Raw genomic sequence first — 17,933 nt, 5'->3', positions numbered from 1 at the left:
TAATACATTTACCATTAGAAAGCAAGATGAAATTCTAATAACCCCTTTGTCAATCGCTCTAACATCTGTGATAATAGACTTATTATAGAAAATAGAGGCGAATTCAGATGATAGTAATGATAGATAATAAAGATTCGTTTACATATAATGTTGTAGACTTGATATATCAAGCAACATCTCATCATGTCACAGTAATAGATATACACGAGGCGACGATTGATAAAATTCAACAGTTACAACCTCAAGCCATCGTGATTTCTCCGGGACCTGGTACACCGGAAGATTATCCGATTTTGTTTGAAGTTCTGAAACATTTCGAATATCAATGTCCTATACTTGGGGTGTGTCTTGGTTTTCAGCTTATTGCTGCATTTTATGGAGGTCACATTGTTAAGGCACCTTGGCCGGTCCATGGACATACCACGAAGATTTATCATGACCAAAGCGCATTGTATGAAGGACTGCCATCTCCATTTCAAGTGATGCGTTATCACTCTTTAATGGTCGATATAACTTCGTTGCGTGCCCCATTAAAGGTTACTGCAAAAAATGAGGATGGGATTGTGCTAGGCATTAAGCATGAATCGCGTCCGATATACGGGGTACAATATCATCCGGAATCTATTATGTCGGAGCATGGCTGTGCCCAAATGAACAACTTTTTTAATGAGGTAGGTTTAAAACATGGTTGCCACATTTAATTTTCAATATTACACCAATCCCTATCAAACGGAGCAATTACACTATGCTTTTGACGATGTGATTCATCAATGCATTGCTACATACGTTACAGAAGTAGGAAAGGTGATTGACACAGCCGAAACATATCAAAAAGCGGGATACTACGTAGTGATTTATTTGCCTTACGAAGCGGCAAAATATTATAACGCTAGTTTTGAAGTTAAAGCGCCAGAAAATGGAATTTATGCCGCGTGTTACGTCTATAAACAACCAATACATATTGGTGAAGACATTACAATAAATGAAAAACCATCACTGGATTTCACTTTTACGGAATCAAAAGGACACATTCAAAATCAAATAAGACGTATTCATCAAGAAATTATTGAAGGCGAAACATATCAAGTGAACTATACGACGCGTCTTGAAGCATCCCAATCCACGGATATTCAAACATTGTATAAACGGCTTACTTCAAAAATGAATGGACATTATACCGCAATGATCGATACAGAGGCCCTTAAAATTGCTTCAATTTCGCCTGAATTATTTTTCCAAGTCGGTTCTTTCCAAGACGGTAAACGCACGATAGTGAGTAAACCGATGAAAGGAACGATGCCTAGAGGAAACAATAAAGAGGAAGATATACAAAACGAATCGGCACTACAAACATCTCGAAAAGATCGTGCTGAAAATGTAATGATTGTAGATTTGTTGCGAAATGATATTACACGTATTGCATCTCCGGGTACAATTCGCGTACCACGTTTGTTTGATGTTGAGCGCTATCCCACCGTCTTTCAAATGACCTCGATGGTTACGGGAGAAGTTGCTTCAAGTGTGACGCTTAACGATATGCTACGTGCACTTTTCCCGTGTGGCTCAATTACAGGCGCCCCAAAAGTGAACACGATGCGAATTATCAATGAATTAGAGCGTGCTCCAAGACATATTTATTGTGGGGCGTTAGGGCTTTGTTTACCAGATGGACGGGCTGTGTTTAACGTTCCAATTCGAACTATTCAATATTTGGGGCAAAAAGCCATTTATGGTGTAGGCGCAGGCATTACAATAGATTCGGACATTGAACAAGAATATGCAGAGTTTAAAGATAAAACTAAAATTTTAGAGGGATAAATAATGGAACTTTTCGAAACGATGCGTTTAGAACATGGGTGTCTACTGCGTGAAACTTATCATCGCAACCGTATCAAACAAGCCTGTGCGCATTTAAAAGTGGACTTTGATGAAACGGTTTGGTCAGAACGTATTCATCATCTTGAAAAGAAATTTCACGAAGGAATTTACCGGGTTAAAATCATTGTTGATGAAATCGGTGAAATTCGCTGTGAGCATGCGATTTTATACGAAAGTGAAGAAATGACAGCGTGCTTAAAACAAGTGGACAATTCTACGCCTACTTGGCAAAGAATCTTTAAAACAACCGAACGTGATTACTTGAAGCATGCGCATCATACGCAATTGATTTTACTTTTTGACGACACTGAAAAAGTATTAGAATTTGATATTGGTAATGTAGTCGTTGAGTATGGTGGGCATTACTATACCCCACCGTATGCCAATGACTTTCTTCGTGGATGTATGCGTCAATCATTGCTTGACCAAGGTGAAATAGAACTAAAATTATTGAATGTCAATTTGTTAAAGCAATTTCTAAATCAAGGTGGTAAACTATGGATGATTAACAGTTTAAGAGGCTGGGTTCCTGTAAAACTGAGTGACATTTAGAAGGTGAGCTGTATGATACTTTTATATCTCCTATGTATTATCAGTTTGTTGTGGTTAGGTCAATGGATAAATCATCAATTATTAAGTCGAGGGCTAGAATGGTTAGCGTATATTTGGCTCATTTTAGTACTCGTCATGCAAGGTGTGTTAATTTACTGTTTTGTGGAAGCTATTTTAAAATGGCTCGTGTTTATTTTGAAGTTATTCTATAAATAATTACTGGAGTGAAAATCATGAAGGTTTATAGCCAAGGTGATCAAGCGATTGTTGTTTCCTTGAAAGGTGCACTTACACCTGAAGCGACAGAACGTTTATTAGTGTTACGGCAATATCTATTGGAACAAGAGTACCCATTTATTACAGAAATTGTGCCGACCGAAACAGATATGCTTATTTCATATGACGCAAGACAAATGATGAAACATCTAAACATCGCGTCACCATTTTTACATATGAAATCATTAATTGAAAAAATTGATTTAAGTCATAAAACTTGGGACGAAAAACGTCATTGTATTATGGTGCCCATTTATTATGGTGGAGAATATGGACCACATTTTGAATCGATTTTAGAAGAGCTTCATATTTCACGTGAAGCTTATATACAACAACATACCGCGCCTGAATATTTTGTGTCTATGATGGGTTTTTCGCCTGGATTTCCATATTTATCAGGACTACCAGAAGCCCTTGCTGTCAATCATACAGCTAAAGAAAAGCAATTCATCCCAGCGGGGTCTGTCATTTTAGAAAATAAAAAATGCGGAATTACTACGACTGATATTTATGAAGATTGGCTTGTGGTTGGCTATACACCTTTAAAATTATTTGATGTGAATCGTGACGACATGGTACTCATGTCTATAGGTGATCACGTTAAATTTTATGATGCCGAAGAAAGAGGTGACGCACGATGACAATCATCATTGAAGAAGGCGGGTTATTTTCAAGTTTTCAAGATTTTGGTCGTGTGGGGTATGAACACTTAGGCGTAATTCGAAGTGGTGCTCTAGATGTTCTAGCACATGAAATCGCAAATCGTTTGGTCGGCAATGATAAGAATGAAGCTACACTTGAAATGACGAATCAAATGGCGCGTATTCGTTTTACTGAGCCTACTTTAATAGCCTTATCGGGTGCTCAAGCTATTGCGCATACTCAAGACATGCGCGTGAAAATTAATACATTATATTTAATGAATAAAGGCGATGTATTGTCTTTTGATCATGTTAAGCGTGGTGCACGTGTTTATATGGCAATAGCAGGCGGATATGAAGTAGATCAATGGTTAGGATCTACGTCAACCGACATTATCTCTCAAATGGGCGGATTCCATGGACATACACTCAAAGATGGCGATGAAATTCAAATGAAACGAGATTATAATGACCGTCACCATAAATTATTTGAAAACCTTGAAGTAACACGACATACAGACTGGGGTGTAGATGGATATGCGTTATCCTTTAATTATCTTTCTGATGTTGTGCACGTCATACCAAATAAAGGAACTGAAGACTTTGATGACAACATATTAACACAATTTACACGTGGTGAATATTGTGTCACAAGTAAAGCAAACCGTATGGGGATTGTTTTAGAAGGCGCACCGATTAAAGCCTACTATAATGGCTTTCCACCACATCGTTCGGTCAAGCGTGGTACGATACAAGTAAAAAAAGACGGTTCACCAATCGTATTGTTAAACGACCATTATACTTTAGGAAGTTACCCTCAAATAGGTACAATTGCAACGTATCATCTCACGAAAATTGCGCAAAAAAGACAAGGATCTAAAATTAAGTTTCAATTTATTGATGTACTTCAAGCTGAACAAAATCTTGTGAAATATCACAAATGGATTAAACAATTATTTCATGGAATCGAATATCGGATGCAAAGTGAAATGTTAAAATAACGCAACATCGTAATATTAATGTAGGAAAGGTAAGGGAAGGTAGTGAGTCACTTTTTCTTTGCCTTTTTCTATAATATTAAGGTGGGATATTCATCAACGCGCTAATATTGAAGCCGAATATGTGTAAGCTTAAATTATCTACAACTGTAGGCCGAGTACAAATGCTGTCAAAATCGTTATAATAGGTGCTATTGAAGTAAAAACAGAGAGTGAACCTCGATATTAAGATTTTGTGAACTGAAAATCAATGCGGTATGAGTTTATTTTTGAGTGCATATAAATTTATTCAAAATAAAGCCTAACGACCCTTTTTCACTTGAAAAATGACACTAATTCGTATATATTGTTATATTGAACTTACATATGTTTATTACGAAAATGTTACAATTATAAAGAGAAATCAATTTTTTTATTGATAAAATGAATTTGATTAAGACGTAAATTATGAATTTAAACTGTGCGCAATGCACCATATGAGATGAAAATATGGGGGAACATGAATGGAAAATAATAGAAAGAAGATAGGGATTTTCACGTTTTTCTTATTAATGGTATTAACCATTTCACTAAAAACGTATTTCGCCTATTATGTTGATTTGTCACTTGGTGTTAAAGGACTCACACAAAATTTAATTTTATTAATGAATCCTTACAGCTTGCTTGCACTTATCCTAAGTGTATTCTTATTCTTTAAAGGACGAAAAGCCTTTTGGTTAATGCTTTTCGGTGGTTTTTTACTCACGTTCTTATTATATGCAAACGTTGTATACTTCCGATTCTTTTCTGATTTTTTAACGTTTAGCACATTGAATCAAGTGAGTAATGTCGACTCAATGGGCGGTGCCGTGGGTGCATCATTCCAGTGGTATGACTTTGTGTATTTCTTAGACATTATTGCTTACGTGTTTATTTTAATATTTAAACAAAAATGGTTAAGCTATCATGTTTTTCACAAAAAATTCATACCAGTTGTAATGGCAACAGCGGTCGCATTATTCTTCTTAAACTTAGCGTTTGCAGAAACAGATCGCCCAGAATTACTAACACGTACCTTTGACCATAAATATTTAGTGAAGTACTTAGGACCGTATAACTTCACAGTGTATGATGGAGTAAAAACAGTTCAAAATAATCAGCAAAAAGCTTTGGCTTCTGAAGATGATTTGACGCGTGTTTTAAACTATACAAAACAAAAACATACGGCCCCAAACATGGAATATTATGGCAAAGCCAAAGGTAAAAATGTCATTAAAATTCATTTAGAAAGTTTCCAAACATTTTTAATTAACAAAAAAATCAATGGTCATGAAGTGACACCTTTCTTAAACAAGTTATCTTCAGGCCAAGAAGATTTCAGATACTATCCAAACTTCTACCATCAAACTGGTCAAGGTAAAACTTCTGATGCTGAGTTTACGATGGACAATAGTTTGTACGGATTGCCACAAGGATCTGCCTTTTCACTAAAAGGTGATAACACGTACCAATCATTACCAGCAATTCTTAAACAAAAAGAACATTATACGTCAAATGTGATGCACGGGGATTATAAAACATTCTGGAACCGTGACCAAGTGTATCGTCACTTTGGTGTAGATAAGTTTTATGATGCAACATATTATGATATGTCACCTGAAAACTTAGAAAATCTAGGGTTAAAAGATAAAGAGTTTTTCAAAGAATCAGCGGACTATTTAGATAAAGAAAAACAACCATTTTATTCTCATTTAATTACATTAACGAATCACTATCCATTTACATTGAGTAAAGAAGATGCTTCTATACCACCAGGAAATACAGGTAATTCTACGGTAGATGGTTATATTCAAACAGCGCGTTATCTAGATGAATCGGTTGAAGCATTTATTAACGACTTGAAAAAACGCGGTCTTTATGATGACTCAGTGATTATAATGTATGGTGACCATTATGGTATTTCTGAAAATCACAACAAAGCGATGTCCCAACTTCTTGGGGAGCCGATTACACCAGCCAAGTTTAATGATCTGAATAAAACTGGATTCTGGATTAAAGCACCTGGTGTAGAACGTAAAGTAGATCCAACGTATGCAGGTCAAGTGGATGTTATGCCTACATTGCTTCACTTAATGGGTATTGATACTAAAAACTTTATTATGCTTGGTACAGATATGTTATCTAAAGATCATAAACAGCTCATTCCATTCCGTAACGGTGATTTTGTAACAGACAAGTACAAATATGTGAATGGTAAAGCATATAGTCATAAAGATAATAAACCAATGGCAGTACCGCCTAAAGATTTAGAAAAAACGAAAAATCAAGTAGAAAATGATTTAGAAATCAATGATGAAATTTTAAATGGTGATTTAATGCGTTTCTACAAAAATCCTGACTTTAAAAAGGTAGACCCACGTGACTACCGTTATGAAACAGGGCCTAAAGGAAAAGACAGTTAATCACTAATATTAGAAAGGGACTAGGAGTTACTAATCCCTGTAAACAACATAGCCAACCACGTTCATAAATAAATGAACGTGGTTGGCTATTAATATTATGTTTATAAGTAGTGTACGAAAGACATCACGCATTTAATTCCTATCGCCTTCGTGTATCAGCGAATACGATGACTTCAAATCGATGTCTGTCATGTGCCTTGAATCTGAAATAGGGCTTTAAGGTGCTAATTAGAATGCGGTTGGGTATATCTTAGTATACATAAAATATTGTTTGGTTTTGGTTTATCCTAAAGCGACATCCAATATCATCATGAGCGTAAATCCCCCCATTAAACTTAGTGTGGCTAAGTCTGTATTTTCCGAGGATTGAGAGTCTGGAATCAGTTCTTCAACAACGACAAAAATCATAGCTCCGGCAGCGAATGCGAGGGCATAGGGTAATATTGGAGTGACAACAATCACTGCTGCAGCACCAATGATTGCAAAAACAGGTTCTACAAGTGCAGAAGCCTGACCATAATTGAAAGCTTTCCATTTACTGTTCCCTGCAGCACGAATAGGTAATGCAAGAGCTGCACCTTCTGGAATATTCTGAATACCAATCCCAATAGCAAGGCCTATTGCGCCAAGCAGTGTGGCATGTGTGTTTTCAGTTGCAATACCCCCAAAAGCAACACCCACAGCTAATCCTTCAGGGATATTGTGTAATGTGATAGCTAAAAATAATAGCGTGTTTTTCGTTAAATGTGTTGAAACGCCTTCTTGTTTTTGAGATTCGTCATTTGCATTACGGTGCATGTGTGGAATGATATAATCAAGAGATCGAATAAACAGTCCGCCTAATAAAAAGCCTATTGCAGCAGGTAACCAAGGCAGTGCACGATCTGAACTACTCTCAATTGCAGGTTGTAATAAAGACCAAAAACTTGCAGCAATCATGATGCCAGCCGCAAAACCTTGCATGGAGTTTAAAACTTTTTCATTAACTTTTTTAAAAATAAAAACAGCTGCCGCACCAACAGCAGTGAGTAACCAAGTGATGGTACCTGCACATAAGGCTTGCAGTGTAGGCGACAACGATGAAAGAAAATCTATCATTGCGAAAGGCTCCTTATATCATTTGAAATCAAAAAAGTGTATAATATATAGAACTGATTTAAGCGTAACAAATAATCTAGAGTAAATCTATATGAAAAAGGAAGTATGAGCGTTGGAAGCGTTTAAACTAGAACATCTTAATAAATCTTATGCAGATAAAGTAATATTTGACGATTTGACTCTATCCATCTCTAATCAAGAACGAATTGGCTTAGTAGGTATTAATGGAACTGGGAAAAGCTCATTGCTTAAAGTGATTGCGGGACTTGATGATGATTTCACAGCACAAGCTACGCATCCCAAACACTATAAAATCCGTTATGCTGCACAAAAAGAAGATTTGAATGCGGATGCCACGGTTTATGATGTGGTTTATGAAGCAGAGACGGAAGCATTAAAAACCATTAAACGATATGAAATGGCTGTAGCACATTACAATATGCATCAAACTGATAAAGCGCTCAATGATATGATGGATGCGCAAGTGCAAATGGACACGGAAGGCGTTTGGGATTATAGTGCAGAAATTAAAACCATTTTATCTAAATTAGGGATTCATGATACCACACAAAAAGTAAGTACATTATCTGGTGGCCAACAAAAGCGTGTGATTTTAGCCCGTACATTAATTGAGAAACCTGATTTATTACTTCTTGATGAGCCGACGAACCATCTCGACTTTGAATCGATACAGTGGTTAATTAATTATGTAAAATCTTATCCGAAAACAGTGATGTTTGTCACACATGATCGTTATTTTTTAAACGAAGTAGCGACGCGTATTGTTGAGTTAAAAAACGGTCAACTTCATTCTTATCCAGGTAACTATGAAACTTATATTGCTATGCGGTCCGAACGAGAAGTCATTGAACAAAAACAACATGCCAAACAACGGGCTCTGTATAAACAAGAGCTTGAATGGATGCGTGCAGGAGTTAAGGCACGTACAACGAAACAACAAGCACGAAAAGATCGGTTTGAAGAGATAGAACAACAAGTGAAATCACAAAAAATTCAAGAAAAGGCTACGCTAAATTTAGCCCATTCTCGTTTAGGAAAACAGGTATTTGAATTTGAAAATGTAAGTAAATCGATTCATGAAAAAACATTATTCAAGTCTTTTTCTACCATTGTTCAAAAAGGAATGCGAATTGGTATTGTAGGACCGAATGGTGTTGGTAAGACGACGCTACTTAACATGATTGCCGGAATAGATCAAAGCTTTGAAGGTATGATAAAAGTAGGACAAACGGTTAAGGTTGCTTATTTTAAGCAAACCGATGAGTGGTTAAGCCGAGATGTTCGAGTGATTGATTTTTTAAGGGAAGAAAGTGAACTTGCCAGACAAAAAGATGGCACGACAGTGTCAGTAACGCAATTATTAGAACAGTTTTTATTTCCTAGTGCCACGCATGGTAAAAAAGTATATAAGCTTTCTGGCGGAGAACAAAAACGATTATATTTACTAAAATTACTTGTTCACCAGCCTAATGTTCTTATTTTAGATGAACCGACGAATGATTTAGATACAGAAACATTAACGATTTTAGAGGATTACATTGATCAATTTGGTGGCACAGTTATCACAGTAAGCCATGATCGGTACTTTTTAAATAAAGTAGTAGACGCTTATTGGTATATTCATGATGAAAAAATTGATGTCATTATAGGTCAATTTGAAGATTATATGGCATATAAAAAAGCATTAGAAACAAGCCAACAACAAACTAAAACAGAAACGTCAAAAGCCATCGCGCCTAAAAAGAAATCTAAAGGACTATCTTATAAAGAAAAACGTGAGTATGACATGTTAATGATACGCATTGACGAAACTGAAATGCGTTTATCAGAAATTGACCAAGAAATGATTGAAGCACGCGCAGATTATAGCGTGATTAAACAATTGAACGAAGAAAAAGAAAGTTTGGAAGCACAATACGATATGGACATCACGAGATGGAGCGAACTTGAGGAAATTATTGAACAGTAAGAGGGATAAAATGGAACAAACACTGTCACATTATTTTGGATATAAACGGTTTCGACCAGGCCAAAAAGAAATCATTACCCATGTACTTAATCAACAGCATACCTTAGGTGTTTTACCAACTGGCGGTGGGAAATCCATTTGTTATCAAGTTCCAGGACTGATGCTTGGCGGCACAACGCTTGTGATTAGCCCACTCATTTCATTAATGAAAGATCAGGTGGATCAGCTTCATTCGATGGGGATTTCTGCAGCATATTTAAATAGTAGTTTATCGTTAAAAGCGCAAAAAGAAATAGAAGCGCAATTGTTGGATGGTGCGTTGCAATTTATATATATTGCGCCAGAGCGTCTTGAAAATGAAGCGTTTTTAAGATTGTTATGTCGTGTGAACATTAAACTGGTGGCATTTGATGAGGCCCATTGTATTTCCAAATGGGGTCATGACTTCAGACCGAGTTATCAAGCGGTTATTCATCGCGTGTTAGCCATGCCACAACGCTTTGCGATAGTCGCCTTAACAGCGACGGCTACGTCAGAAGTACAACAAGACATTATGTCTCGTTTAGGAATTCATCAACACCATCTTATTAAAACAAGCATTAAGCGCCCTAATCTTATATTTAAAGTAGATCATACGTATCAACGGCAAAAATTTGTTTTAAATTATGTTAAATCACATCCTAAAGTCTCAGGTATTATTTATTGTTCGACTCGGAAACAGGTGGAAGCCATGTATGAAGCATTGCAAGATGCAGATATACCTGCGACATATTATCATGCAGGATTAACAGCGAAACAACGTGATGAGGCACAATATGCATTTTTATATGATAAAAAGCGTGTCGTAGTTGCGACGAATGCGTTTGGTATGGGGATTGATAAATCTAATGTCAGGTATGTCATTCATTATAATATGCCAGGAGATTTAGAATCTTATTATCAAGAGGCCGGTCGTGCCGGACGTGATGGACTCGAAAGTGATTGTATATTATTGTTTAGTGATAGAGATATTGCACTTCATCAATACTTTATTTCAACATCTTCTGCAGATGATGATTATAAAGATAAGATGGGCGAAAAACTGACCAAAATGATTCAATATACAAAGACAAATAAATGCTTAGAAGCCACACTCGTCCATTATTTTGAACCTAATGAAAAATTAGCAGAGTGTCAAAAATGTAGTAATTGTGAAGCTCAAAATAAAACATATGATATGACGAAAGAAGCCAAAATGATTGTGAGCTGTGTCATTCGCTTAGGTCAAAAAGAAGGGTATCAAACGCTCATTCAAGTATTACGAGGTGAACAATCAGATTATTTAAAGCATGAGAAGTTCTATGCGCTATCTACATACGGTATTATGAAAGACTACACAACAGGAGAACTCCATCACTTAATAGATGAACTACGTTTTAAAGGATATTTAAATGAGTATAATGAAGTGTTAATGTGTGATCAATCCGTTGAACAATTGTTAAACGAAAACGTACGTATTCAAACGACGCCTTTTAAAACGAAATCGAAAGAGCGTGTAAATATTAATACAATTGAAGGGGTGGATCGTCATTTATTTGATGCGCTCAGTGACGTAAGACAAAAAATGAGTGACAAATTGGATGTACCCCCAATTAATATTTTTTCAGATTACACTTTAGAAGAATTTGCGAAACGTAAACCAACGACCAAACAAGAAATGATTCAAATTGAGGGTGTAGGAAGTTACAAATTAAAACACTACTGTCCGCCATTTTTAGATGCTATCCAAGAATATAAGCAATTAGGACAAACTTCAATATAATGCTTAATAGATAACAAAATGATAGATGTGAAGGCATGCGCTAAATGTGCACGCCTTTTTTATTAGTTATACTGCCTTAATATTGCGTTAATTTTACTTAATTTAAAAGCTTAATATTAGTGGGATAGGGTATACTTTCTACAATGATAATAAAATAGAAAAAATGAGGTTAAAAAATGATTAAATTCGAGGATGTTACGAAAAGTTATGGTAATAAAGTCGTCGTTAATAAAGTAAACCTTAATATTCAAGAAGGGGAGTTTTTTGTTTTAATTGGACCCTCAGGTTCTGGTAAAACAACGACGATGAAAATGATTAATCGACTCATCCCTTTATCTGATGGTTTTATATATTTTAAAAATAAACCAATTAGTGATTATTCTGTTTATGAAATGCGGTGGGACATGGGCTATGTCTTACAACAAATCGCGTTATTTCCACATATGACAATTCGGGATAACATTGCCCAAGTGCCACTCATGAAATCGTGGACACAAAATGAAATCGATACGCGTGTGGATGAACTCCTTACAATGGTCGACTTAGATCCTCATACATATAGACATCGAAAGCCTGATGAGTTATCCGGTGGACAACGTCAACGTGTGGGTGTAGTACGCGCATTGGCAGCTGATCCACCTGTAATTCTTATGGATGAACCATTTAGTGCATTGGATCCCATTACACGAGAAAATCTTCAAGATGACTTATTGCGTTTACAAGCTCAAATTAAAAAAACAATTGTATTTGTTACGCATGATATTGAAGAAGCATTCAAACTCGGAGACCGAATTTGTCTCTTGAATGAGGGGAAAGTCGAACAAATTGGTACACCTAATGAATTTATACAACATCCTAAAAATGATTTTGTGAAACAATTTATCGGCGATTTATCAGGTGTGTTTTTAAACCATTTTACGCTTGGCAAAGTGGCTGAATTAATTGGTACACCTATCGATAGCGCTGGTGAGATGTTAGTTGTTGAGGGGGATCATTTTGTGAGCGATATTTATGCTGAATTTGCTGCCCATGAGCGCGTTATTGTACGTTCGTCTCAACAATTATGGCAACTGACTAGACAAGATATTTTCAAGTTTTTATCCACGCATCGGGCAGGTGAAAGCAGATGACAGCATTTTTATCAACATTGAATGAGAGAAAAGGGGAATTATTTTCCACGCTTATAGAACACATTCAGTTATCGTTCATTGCGCTGTTAATCGCAGTGTTAATAGGTGTACCTTTAGGAATTTTGTTAACGAAACAAAAAAGTGTTGCAGAGGTAGTGATTAATGTCGCAGCAGTTTTGCAAACCATTCCTTCACTAGCTTTATTGGGCTTAATGATACCGTTATTTGGTATTGGTACTGTGCCTGCAATTATTGCATTAGTGGTATACGCATTACTCCCAATTTTGAGAAATACTTATACTGGTGTGACTGGTGTGGACCCCTCACTTGTAGAAGCTGCAAAAGGAATTGGGATGAAACCTGTCAGAAGACTGACTAAAGTTGAGTTGCCTTTAGCAATGCCTGTAATAATGGCTGGAATACGAACAGCTATGGTGCTCATTATTGGAACAGCAACACTCGCGGCATTAATTGGCGCTGGTGGATTGGGTGATCTCATCTTATTAGGGATTGACCGTAATAATGCTTCTTTGATTTTAATTGGGGCGATTCCAGCTGCCTTACTGGCCATTCTTTTTGATATCGTCTTACGTATTTTAGGGCGCATGTCTTATCGTAAAATGTTATTTACTTTAGGTGTGATTTTGTTAATCATGTTTTTCGTTACAATTGCACCGCTCTTTTCTCAAAAAGAAGAAAAAATTACGTTGGCAGGCAAATTGGGAACAGAACCATCTATTATCACTCATATGTATAAGATATTAGTAGAACAAGACACCCCTTATAAAGTCAATGTCAAAGACGGTATGGGGAAAACAACATTCCTATTTAATGCGCTAAAAGCAGATGAAATTGATGGTTATTTAGAATTCACAGGTACTGTATTAGGTGAACTGACAAAAGAATCTCCAAAATCCAAAAATGAGAAAGCTGTTTATTCACAAGCAAATGAGAGTTTATCGCGTCAATACGACATGGAAATGCTTAAACCAATGAAATATAACAACACGTATGCATTGGCAGTAAAACGTGATTTTGCTGAAAAACACCACTTGAAAACGATTGGTGATTTGAAAAAAGTAGAAGGTGACATACGCCCAGGCTTCACATTGGAATTTAATGATCGTGGTGATGGTTATAAAGCTGTTCAAAAAACGTATGGATTAAAGTTTGAAAATATTAAAACGATGGAGCCTAAATTAAGGTATCAAGCGATAGAAAAAGATGATATCAATTTAATTGATGCGTATTCAACTGACGCTGAGCTAAAACAATACGACATGGTCGTTTTAAAAGATGATAAGAAAAGCTTTCCACCGTATCAAGGTGCACCGTTATTTAAAAAGTCATTTATAAAAGATCATCCTCAAGTGGAAAAAGCTTTAAATCAATTGGAAGGTAAAATTACTGATGAAGAGATGCAAGACATGAACTATCGTGTCACTGAAAAAGGGGAATCTCCTTCTAAAGTGGCAAAAGAGTATTTGAAAAAAGAAGGTTTACTTCACGAATAATACTAAGCGCAAATGTTTACGAAAAATGAAGGTTTTGAAAAAAATGACACTATCGTTCAAAAACTCTAGCACATCACTGTTTTCACAGTAGGAGCTAAAAGTACCTGGTGCATGAAGATGTGTGTTATGTTTTCATACGCCTAGCCCATTCGTGATGGATCAGTATTACTATAACAGCCAACAATGTTCATGAATAAATGAACGTTGTTGGCTGTTTGATTAAAATGGCTCGTATGTAATTGCTACTTTGATCACTTGAAATTATGTGCCCTTATGCTTTGACGCTTTAAAGCAAATATGTGATAATTGAATTTATATTAAAAAAGTATAGCGTTTTTTACTTATTATCGTTATAATAGAAAACATATTTTAAAAATTCTGAATATTGGAGGCGGTCGTTCATGAAATCGCAAATTGCTCAATTAAGCGCATATCAACCAGGTTTATCACCCGAGGCTTTAAAAAAGAAGTACGGCATAGAGGGTGAATTATATAAACATGCGTCAAATGAAAATGTTTTTGGACCTTCTCCAAAGGTTAAAGAAGCAATTCGAACACATGTTGATGATTTATATTTGTATCCAGAACCGAATGCGCCCTTATTACAACAAGCAATTGCAGAACATTTTGATATTGATCCTAAACGAATTCTTTTTGGTGCAGGCCTTGATGAAATGATTGTTATTATTTCAAGAGCGTTATTACGTGCAGGAGACAAAGTGGTAACAAGTGAGGCAACGTTTGGCCAATATTTTCATAATGCAGTAGTAGAAGATGCCAATATGGTTCAAGTACCGTTAAAGGAAGGTAAATTTGATTTGGATGCCATTGCAGAAGCGGTGGATGCATCAACGTCTGTTGTATGGATTTGTAATCCTAATAATCCAACAGGAACGTACCATTCACATGAAGTAATTGAAGCATTTATCCAAAAAATACCGTCAGATGTGACTATTATTTTAGATGAAGCATATGCCGAATACGTGACAGCAGAAGATTTTCCGCGTACGCTTGAACTGATGGAGACTTATCCGAATGTGGCCATGTTACGTACGTTTTCTAAAGCCTACGCATTAGCGGCACTTCGTATTGGATATTTAATCTCGACAGATACACTTGCTTCAAAACTTAATGTATTGCGACCGCCATTTAATACAACGCGTTTGTCTGAACAAGCAGCATTAGCAGCGCTAAAAGATCAAAAACATTTACAAAAAGCGGTTGAAATCAACGATGTTGAGCGCCAAAAATTTTACGAAATAGATACGACGCTAAAATGCTACCCTTCTCAAACAAACTTTATTTTTGTTGAGACAGCGCGCGCTTCTGAATTGAACGAAGCATTGTTAAGAGCGGGGATTATTGCGCGATTATTCCCTAATGGGGTCCGTATTACAATTGGATTTCCTGAACAAAACGAGGTGGTTCGAGACATCCTATCACAGTTCTAATCTAATTAACATGAATTTCAATCATGTGTTTGATATAATCGAGCTAATGAACGAAATAAGGAGCGATATTATGAGACAATCGATAGGCATCGATATGGATGAAGTGCTAGCAGACACGTTTGGAGCAATTTTAGATGAGTTCAATCGACGTACCCAATTAGGTGTGACGGTAGAACACATCATTGGCAAGAAAATATATGATATCATGCCGGAACATGCTGATGAAATTAGAGATATACTCGCTTCTGATGGATTTTTTAGGCGGCTCGAGGTCATTCAAGATGCGCAAGAAGTTGTCCGTAAATTAGCGGATCATTATGATATTTATATTGTTACAGCAGCTATGGATGTGCCGACTTCTTTTCACGATAAATATGAATGGTTAAAAGAGCATTTTCCGTTTTTAGATTCACAACAATTTGTATTTTGTGGACGTAAAAATATTGTTGCTACAGATTATCTTATTGACGATAATCCAAAACAATTAGGTATACACACGGGGAAACCTTTAATGTTTTCAGCACCACATAATCGCGACAATTCTGACTTTGAACGTTTAAACAATTGGAAAGAAGTAGAAGCATACTTCTTAGGTTAATGACATGTATAACAAGTAATCTAGAATTGGGTGAGGACGTAAACGCGTGCATCATTGACGGCTGTTTTAGGTGTTACTCTTCAACTCAGACGCATTACTGAAACGCACTGAATTTCACAGTAATACTCGCGGATACATGAAAATGATGTTTATCATTCTTCCTAATACTCGTACTATAATGACTTAAAAATACGATTAAAATTAATGGCCAACAATGTTCATGAATAAATGAATATTGTTGGCTTTTTGATTAATGACGCTACGATGCCTGTGTCCTATTCCTTATTTAATTGTTTTGATTTGTATCTGGAACGGTTAACAGCGTGATCTTTTGAGAGTGTATGTCAATAGTAATCGGCGTTTCAAAATTGATTTCACCGTCAACGTCTACACGCATTCGGGGTGTCGTTGATAAATGAATGTGGTGGCTCGGGATATGTTTAATATTGTCACTAATTTCATTCCAAGTCATACTATCACGTAAACTAAATATATCTTTTAAAATGCTAATACTATAATTATTAAAAATAAACGTACTTAATTGACCATCTGAAGGAGATAAATCAGTCATTGGTATTTTTCCGCCACCAATAAAACGGCCATTTGCGAAAAGAATCATTGATGTCTCACCAGTATATGATTGGCCATCAATGTCTAGTTCATATTTAAAATGCTCAGGATTTGCTAATGTTTTAAATGTCGAAGAAATGTAACTTAATTTCCCAAAAACATCTTTAGATTTTCCTTCTACATTTTCGGCATTTTGAACCATCAGTCCAATGCCAGCAAAATTCAATGCATACTGGTCATTTACTTTCATAACATCATATGATTTAGGTTCTGATAGAAGTAGATCGCATGCTGCATCACCAGCATTGTTTGAAAGGTTCAACGTCTTTGCAAAATCATTAAATGTCCCTCCAGGTATGACCCCTATAGGAAGATTTAATTTGTTTTTTAAAACGCCATTGATTAATTCATTTACTGTGCCGTCTCCACCTAAAATAAACAAGACGTCAACAGGCTCTGCATGATTTGATTGTGCGATTTGCTCACAATAACGTTCGATATCACCTTCGTTTTCACTTAGCTGAATAGAAAACTTTTTACATAACTGTGTTAATGCGACAGTAACTTCACCTAAGCCTTCATGAATTTTATTTAATCCTGAATGTTGATGATAAAATAAAACGCCGTGGTTATATTGATATGCCATAAAACATCCTTCTTTCATTAAACCTGTTTACTGACATATATACCGCATTTAGTGCATTTTTAATCTCAAAACAATCAAATCACATTGAAATTATGCGAAATAATTTGAGTTAGTATTACTGAGGAAAAATAGGGTTGTTAAATAGAGGGATGAAATCAAAAAAGAATCGTCGTTAAAATGATAGTCAAGTTCATAAATGTGAAGCAGCGTTCAATTAAATACATGAAATGTGATTTTTCACGATATCGCCTTGTCTAGGGGAGTACTTTAAGAAAAATAAATAGCCTTCAAAGAACGGATTAACGTAGACTTTGAAGGCCATGGGAAGTGTATGATACAAAATGTATTG

Annotated in this window: 15 protein-coding genes; 13 read left to right on the top strand and 2 right to left on the bottom strand. The window is 36.0% G+C overall.

Features of this window, described 5'->3' with window-relative positions:
- Nucleotides 1–107 precede the first annotated feature (107 nt).
- From SHYC_RS09910 to ltaS, 7 genes are all read left to right on the top strand, one after another.
- Nucleotides 108–701, top strand: a complete 594-nt coding sequence (locus SHYC_RS09910; protein WP_039646773.1) for an anthranilate synthase component II — start codon at nucleotides 108–110, stop codon at nucleotides 699–701.
- Nucleotides 685–1,818, top strand: coding sequence for an aminodeoxychorismate synthase component I (pabB, locus tag SHYC_RS09905; RefSeq protein WP_039646771.1), 1,134 nt, complete (start codon nucleotides 685–687; stop codon nucleotides 1,816–1,818). The genes SHYC_RS09910 and pabB overlap by 17 nt, the downstream gene beginning before the upstream one ends.
- A 3-nt stretch (nucleotides 1,819–1,821) precedes the next feature.
- On the top strand, nucleotides 1,822–2,430 hold the full coding sequence (locus tag SHYC_RS09900; RefSeq protein WP_039646769.1) for an aminotransferase class IV: 609 nt from the start codon (nucleotides 1,822–1,824) through the stop codon (nucleotides 2,428–2,430).
- Nucleotides 2,431–2,442: 12 nt separating this feature from the next.
- Entirely contained in the window at nucleotides 2,443–2,646 is a 204-nt protein-coding gene (locus SHYC_RS09895; protein WP_039646767.1) for a hypothetical protein, read from the top strand.
- A 17-nt stretch (nucleotides 2,647–2,663) separates the two neighbouring features.
- Nucleotides 2,664–3,347 (top strand): 5-oxoprolinase subunit B family protein, encoded by a 684-nt coding sequence (locus tag SHYC_RS09890; protein ID WP_039646765.1) that lies wholly within the window; start codon nucleotides 2,664–2,666, stop codon nucleotides 3,345–3,347.
- On the top strand, nucleotides 3,344–4,348 hold the full coding sequence (locus SHYC_RS09885; RefSeq protein WP_039646763.1) for a 5-oxoprolinase subunit C family protein: 1,005 nt from the start codon (nucleotides 3,344–3,346) through the stop codon (nucleotides 4,346–4,348). Before SHYC_RS09890 ends, SHYC_RS09885 begins: the two co-directional genes overlap by 4 nt.
- A gap of 500 nt (nucleotides 4,349–4,848) precedes the next feature.
- Complete coding sequence (ltaS, locus tag SHYC_RS09880; RefSeq protein ID WP_039646761.1) at nucleotides 4,849–6,786, top strand: polyglycerol-phosphate lipoteichoic acid synthase LtaS; 1,938 nt, start codon at nucleotides 4,849–4,851, stop codon at nucleotides 6,784–6,786.
- A gap of 282 nt (nucleotides 6,787–7,068) precedes the next feature.
- On the opposite strand, the gene SHYC_RS09875 is transcribed toward ltaS, so the two are convergent.
- On the bottom strand, nucleotides 7,069–7,884 hold the full coding sequence (locus SHYC_RS09875; RefSeq protein ID WP_039646759.1) for a ZIP family metal transporter: 816 nt from the start codon (nucleotides 7,882–7,884) through the stop codon (nucleotides 7,069–7,071).
- A gap of 112 nt (nucleotides 7,885–7,996) precedes the next feature.
- On the opposite strand from SHYC_RS09875, the gene SHYC_RS09870 reads away from it, so the two are divergent.
- From SHYC_RS09870 to SHYC_RS09845, 6 genes are all read left to right on the top strand, one after another.
- Nucleotides 7,997–9,874, top strand: a complete 1,878-nt coding sequence (locus SHYC_RS09870) for an ABC-F family ATP-binding cassette domain-containing protein (RefSeq protein ID WP_039646757.1) — start codon at nucleotides 7,997–7,999, stop codon at nucleotides 9,872–9,874.
- A gap of 10 nt (nucleotides 9,875–9,884) precedes the next feature.
- Entirely contained in the window at nucleotides 9,885–11,675 is a 1,791-nt protein-coding gene (gene recQ / locus SHYC_RS09865) for a DNA helicase RecQ (protein WP_039646755.1), read from the top strand.
- Between the two features lie 176 nt (nucleotides 11,676–11,851).
- The gene (locus tag SHYC_RS09860; protein ID WP_039646753.1) at nucleotides 11,852–12,805 is read left to right on the top strand and encodes an ABC transporter ATP-binding protein; all 954 of its coding nucleotides are present in this window, start codon (nucleotides 11,852–11,854) and stop codon (nucleotides 12,803–12,805) included.
- Nucleotides 12,802–14,319, top strand: a complete 1,518-nt coding sequence (locus tag SHYC_RS09855) for an ABC transporter permease/substrate-binding protein (protein WP_039646751.1) — start codon at nucleotides 12,802–12,804, stop codon at nucleotides 14,317–14,319. Before SHYC_RS09860 ends, SHYC_RS09855 begins: the two co-directional genes overlap by 4 nt.
- Before the next feature lie 401 nt (nucleotides 14,320–14,720).
- Entirely contained in the window at nucleotides 14,721–15,770 is a 1,050-nt protein-coding gene (gene hisC, locus SHYC_RS09850; protein WP_039646749.1) for a histidinol-phosphate transaminase, read from the top strand.
- A 70-nt stretch (nucleotides 15,771–15,840) separates the two neighbouring features.
- Complete coding sequence (locus SHYC_RS09845; RefSeq protein ID WP_082021554.1) at nucleotides 15,841–16,368, top strand: 5' nucleotidase, NT5C type; 528 nt, start codon at nucleotides 15,841–15,843, stop codon at nucleotides 16,366–16,368.
- A gap of 286 nt (nucleotides 16,369–16,654) precedes the next feature.
- On the opposite strand, the gene SHYC_RS09840 is transcribed toward SHYC_RS09845, so the two are convergent.
- Nucleotides 16,655–17,584, bottom strand: a complete 930-nt coding sequence (locus tag SHYC_RS09840) for a diacylglycerol/lipid kinase family protein (RefSeq protein ID WP_039646747.1) — start codon at nucleotides 17,582–17,584, stop codon at nucleotides 16,655–16,657.
- Nucleotides 17,585–17,933: the final 349 nt, after the last annotated feature.

Origin of the sequence: Staphylococcus hyicus (assembly GCF_000816085.1) — a bacterium.
Classification (GTDB): Bacteria; Bacillota; Bacilli; order Staphylococcales; family Staphylococcaceae; genus Staphylococcus; species Staphylococcus hyicus.
Note: the sequence above shows the minus strand (reverse complement) of the source record. Positions and strands in the feature narration are given on the sequence as shown.

Excerpts from the sequence above, each read along its gene's own strand:
- SHYC_RS09900 (WP_039646769.1), top strand. The coding sequence starts at position 1,822 with ATGGAACTTTTCGAAACGATGCGTTTAGAACATGGGTGTCTACTGCGT.
- recQ (WP_039646755.1), top strand. The coding sequence starts at position 9,885 with ATGGAACAAACACTGTCACATTATTTTGGATATAAACGGTTTCGACCA.
- pabB (WP_039646771.1), top strand. The coding sequence starts at position 685 with ATGGTTGCCACATTTAATTTTCAATATTACACCAATCCCTATCAAACG.
- hisC (WP_039646749.1), top strand. The coding sequence starts at position 14,721 with ATGAAATCGCAAATTGCTCAATTAAGCGCATATCAACCAGGTTTATCA.
- SHYC_RS09890 (WP_039646765.1), top strand. The coding sequence starts at position 2,664 with ATGAAGGTTTATAGCCAAGGTGATCAAGCGATTGTTGTTTCCTTGAAA.
- SHYC_RS09840 (WP_039646747.1), bottom strand. The coding sequence starts at position 17,584 with ATGGCATATCAATATAACCACGGCGTTTTATTTTATCATCAACATTCA.
- SHYC_RS09875 (WP_039646759.1), bottom strand. The coding sequence starts at position 7,884 with ATGATAGATTTTCTTTCATCGTTGTCGCCTACACTGCAAGCCTTATGT.
- SHYC_RS09895 (WP_039646767.1), top strand. The coding sequence starts at position 2,443 with ATGATACTTTTATATCTCCTATGTATTATCAGTTTGTTGTGGTTAGGT.
- SHYC_RS09860 (WP_039646753.1), top strand. The coding sequence starts at position 11,852 with ATGATTAAATTCGAGGATGTTACGAAAAGTTATGGTAATAAAGTCGTC.
- ltaS (WP_039646761.1), top strand. The coding sequence starts at position 4,849 with ATGGAAAATAATAGAAAGAAGATAGGGATTTTCACGTTTTTCTTATTA.
- SHYC_RS09855 (WP_039646751.1), top strand. The coding sequence starts at position 12,802 with ATGACAGCATTTTTATCAACATTGAATGAGAGAAAAGGGGAATTATTT.
- SHYC_RS09885 (WP_039646763.1), top strand. The coding sequence starts at position 3,344 with ATGACAATCATCATTGAAGAAGGCGGGTTATTTTCAAGTTTTCAAGAT.
- SHYC_RS09910 (WP_039646773.1), top strand. The coding sequence starts at position 108 with ATGATAGTAATGATAGATAATAAAGATTCGTTTACATATAATGTTGTA.
- SHYC_RS09845 (WP_082021554.1), top strand. The coding sequence starts at position 15,841 with ATGAGACAATCGATAGGCATCGATATGGATGAAGTGCTAGCAGACACG.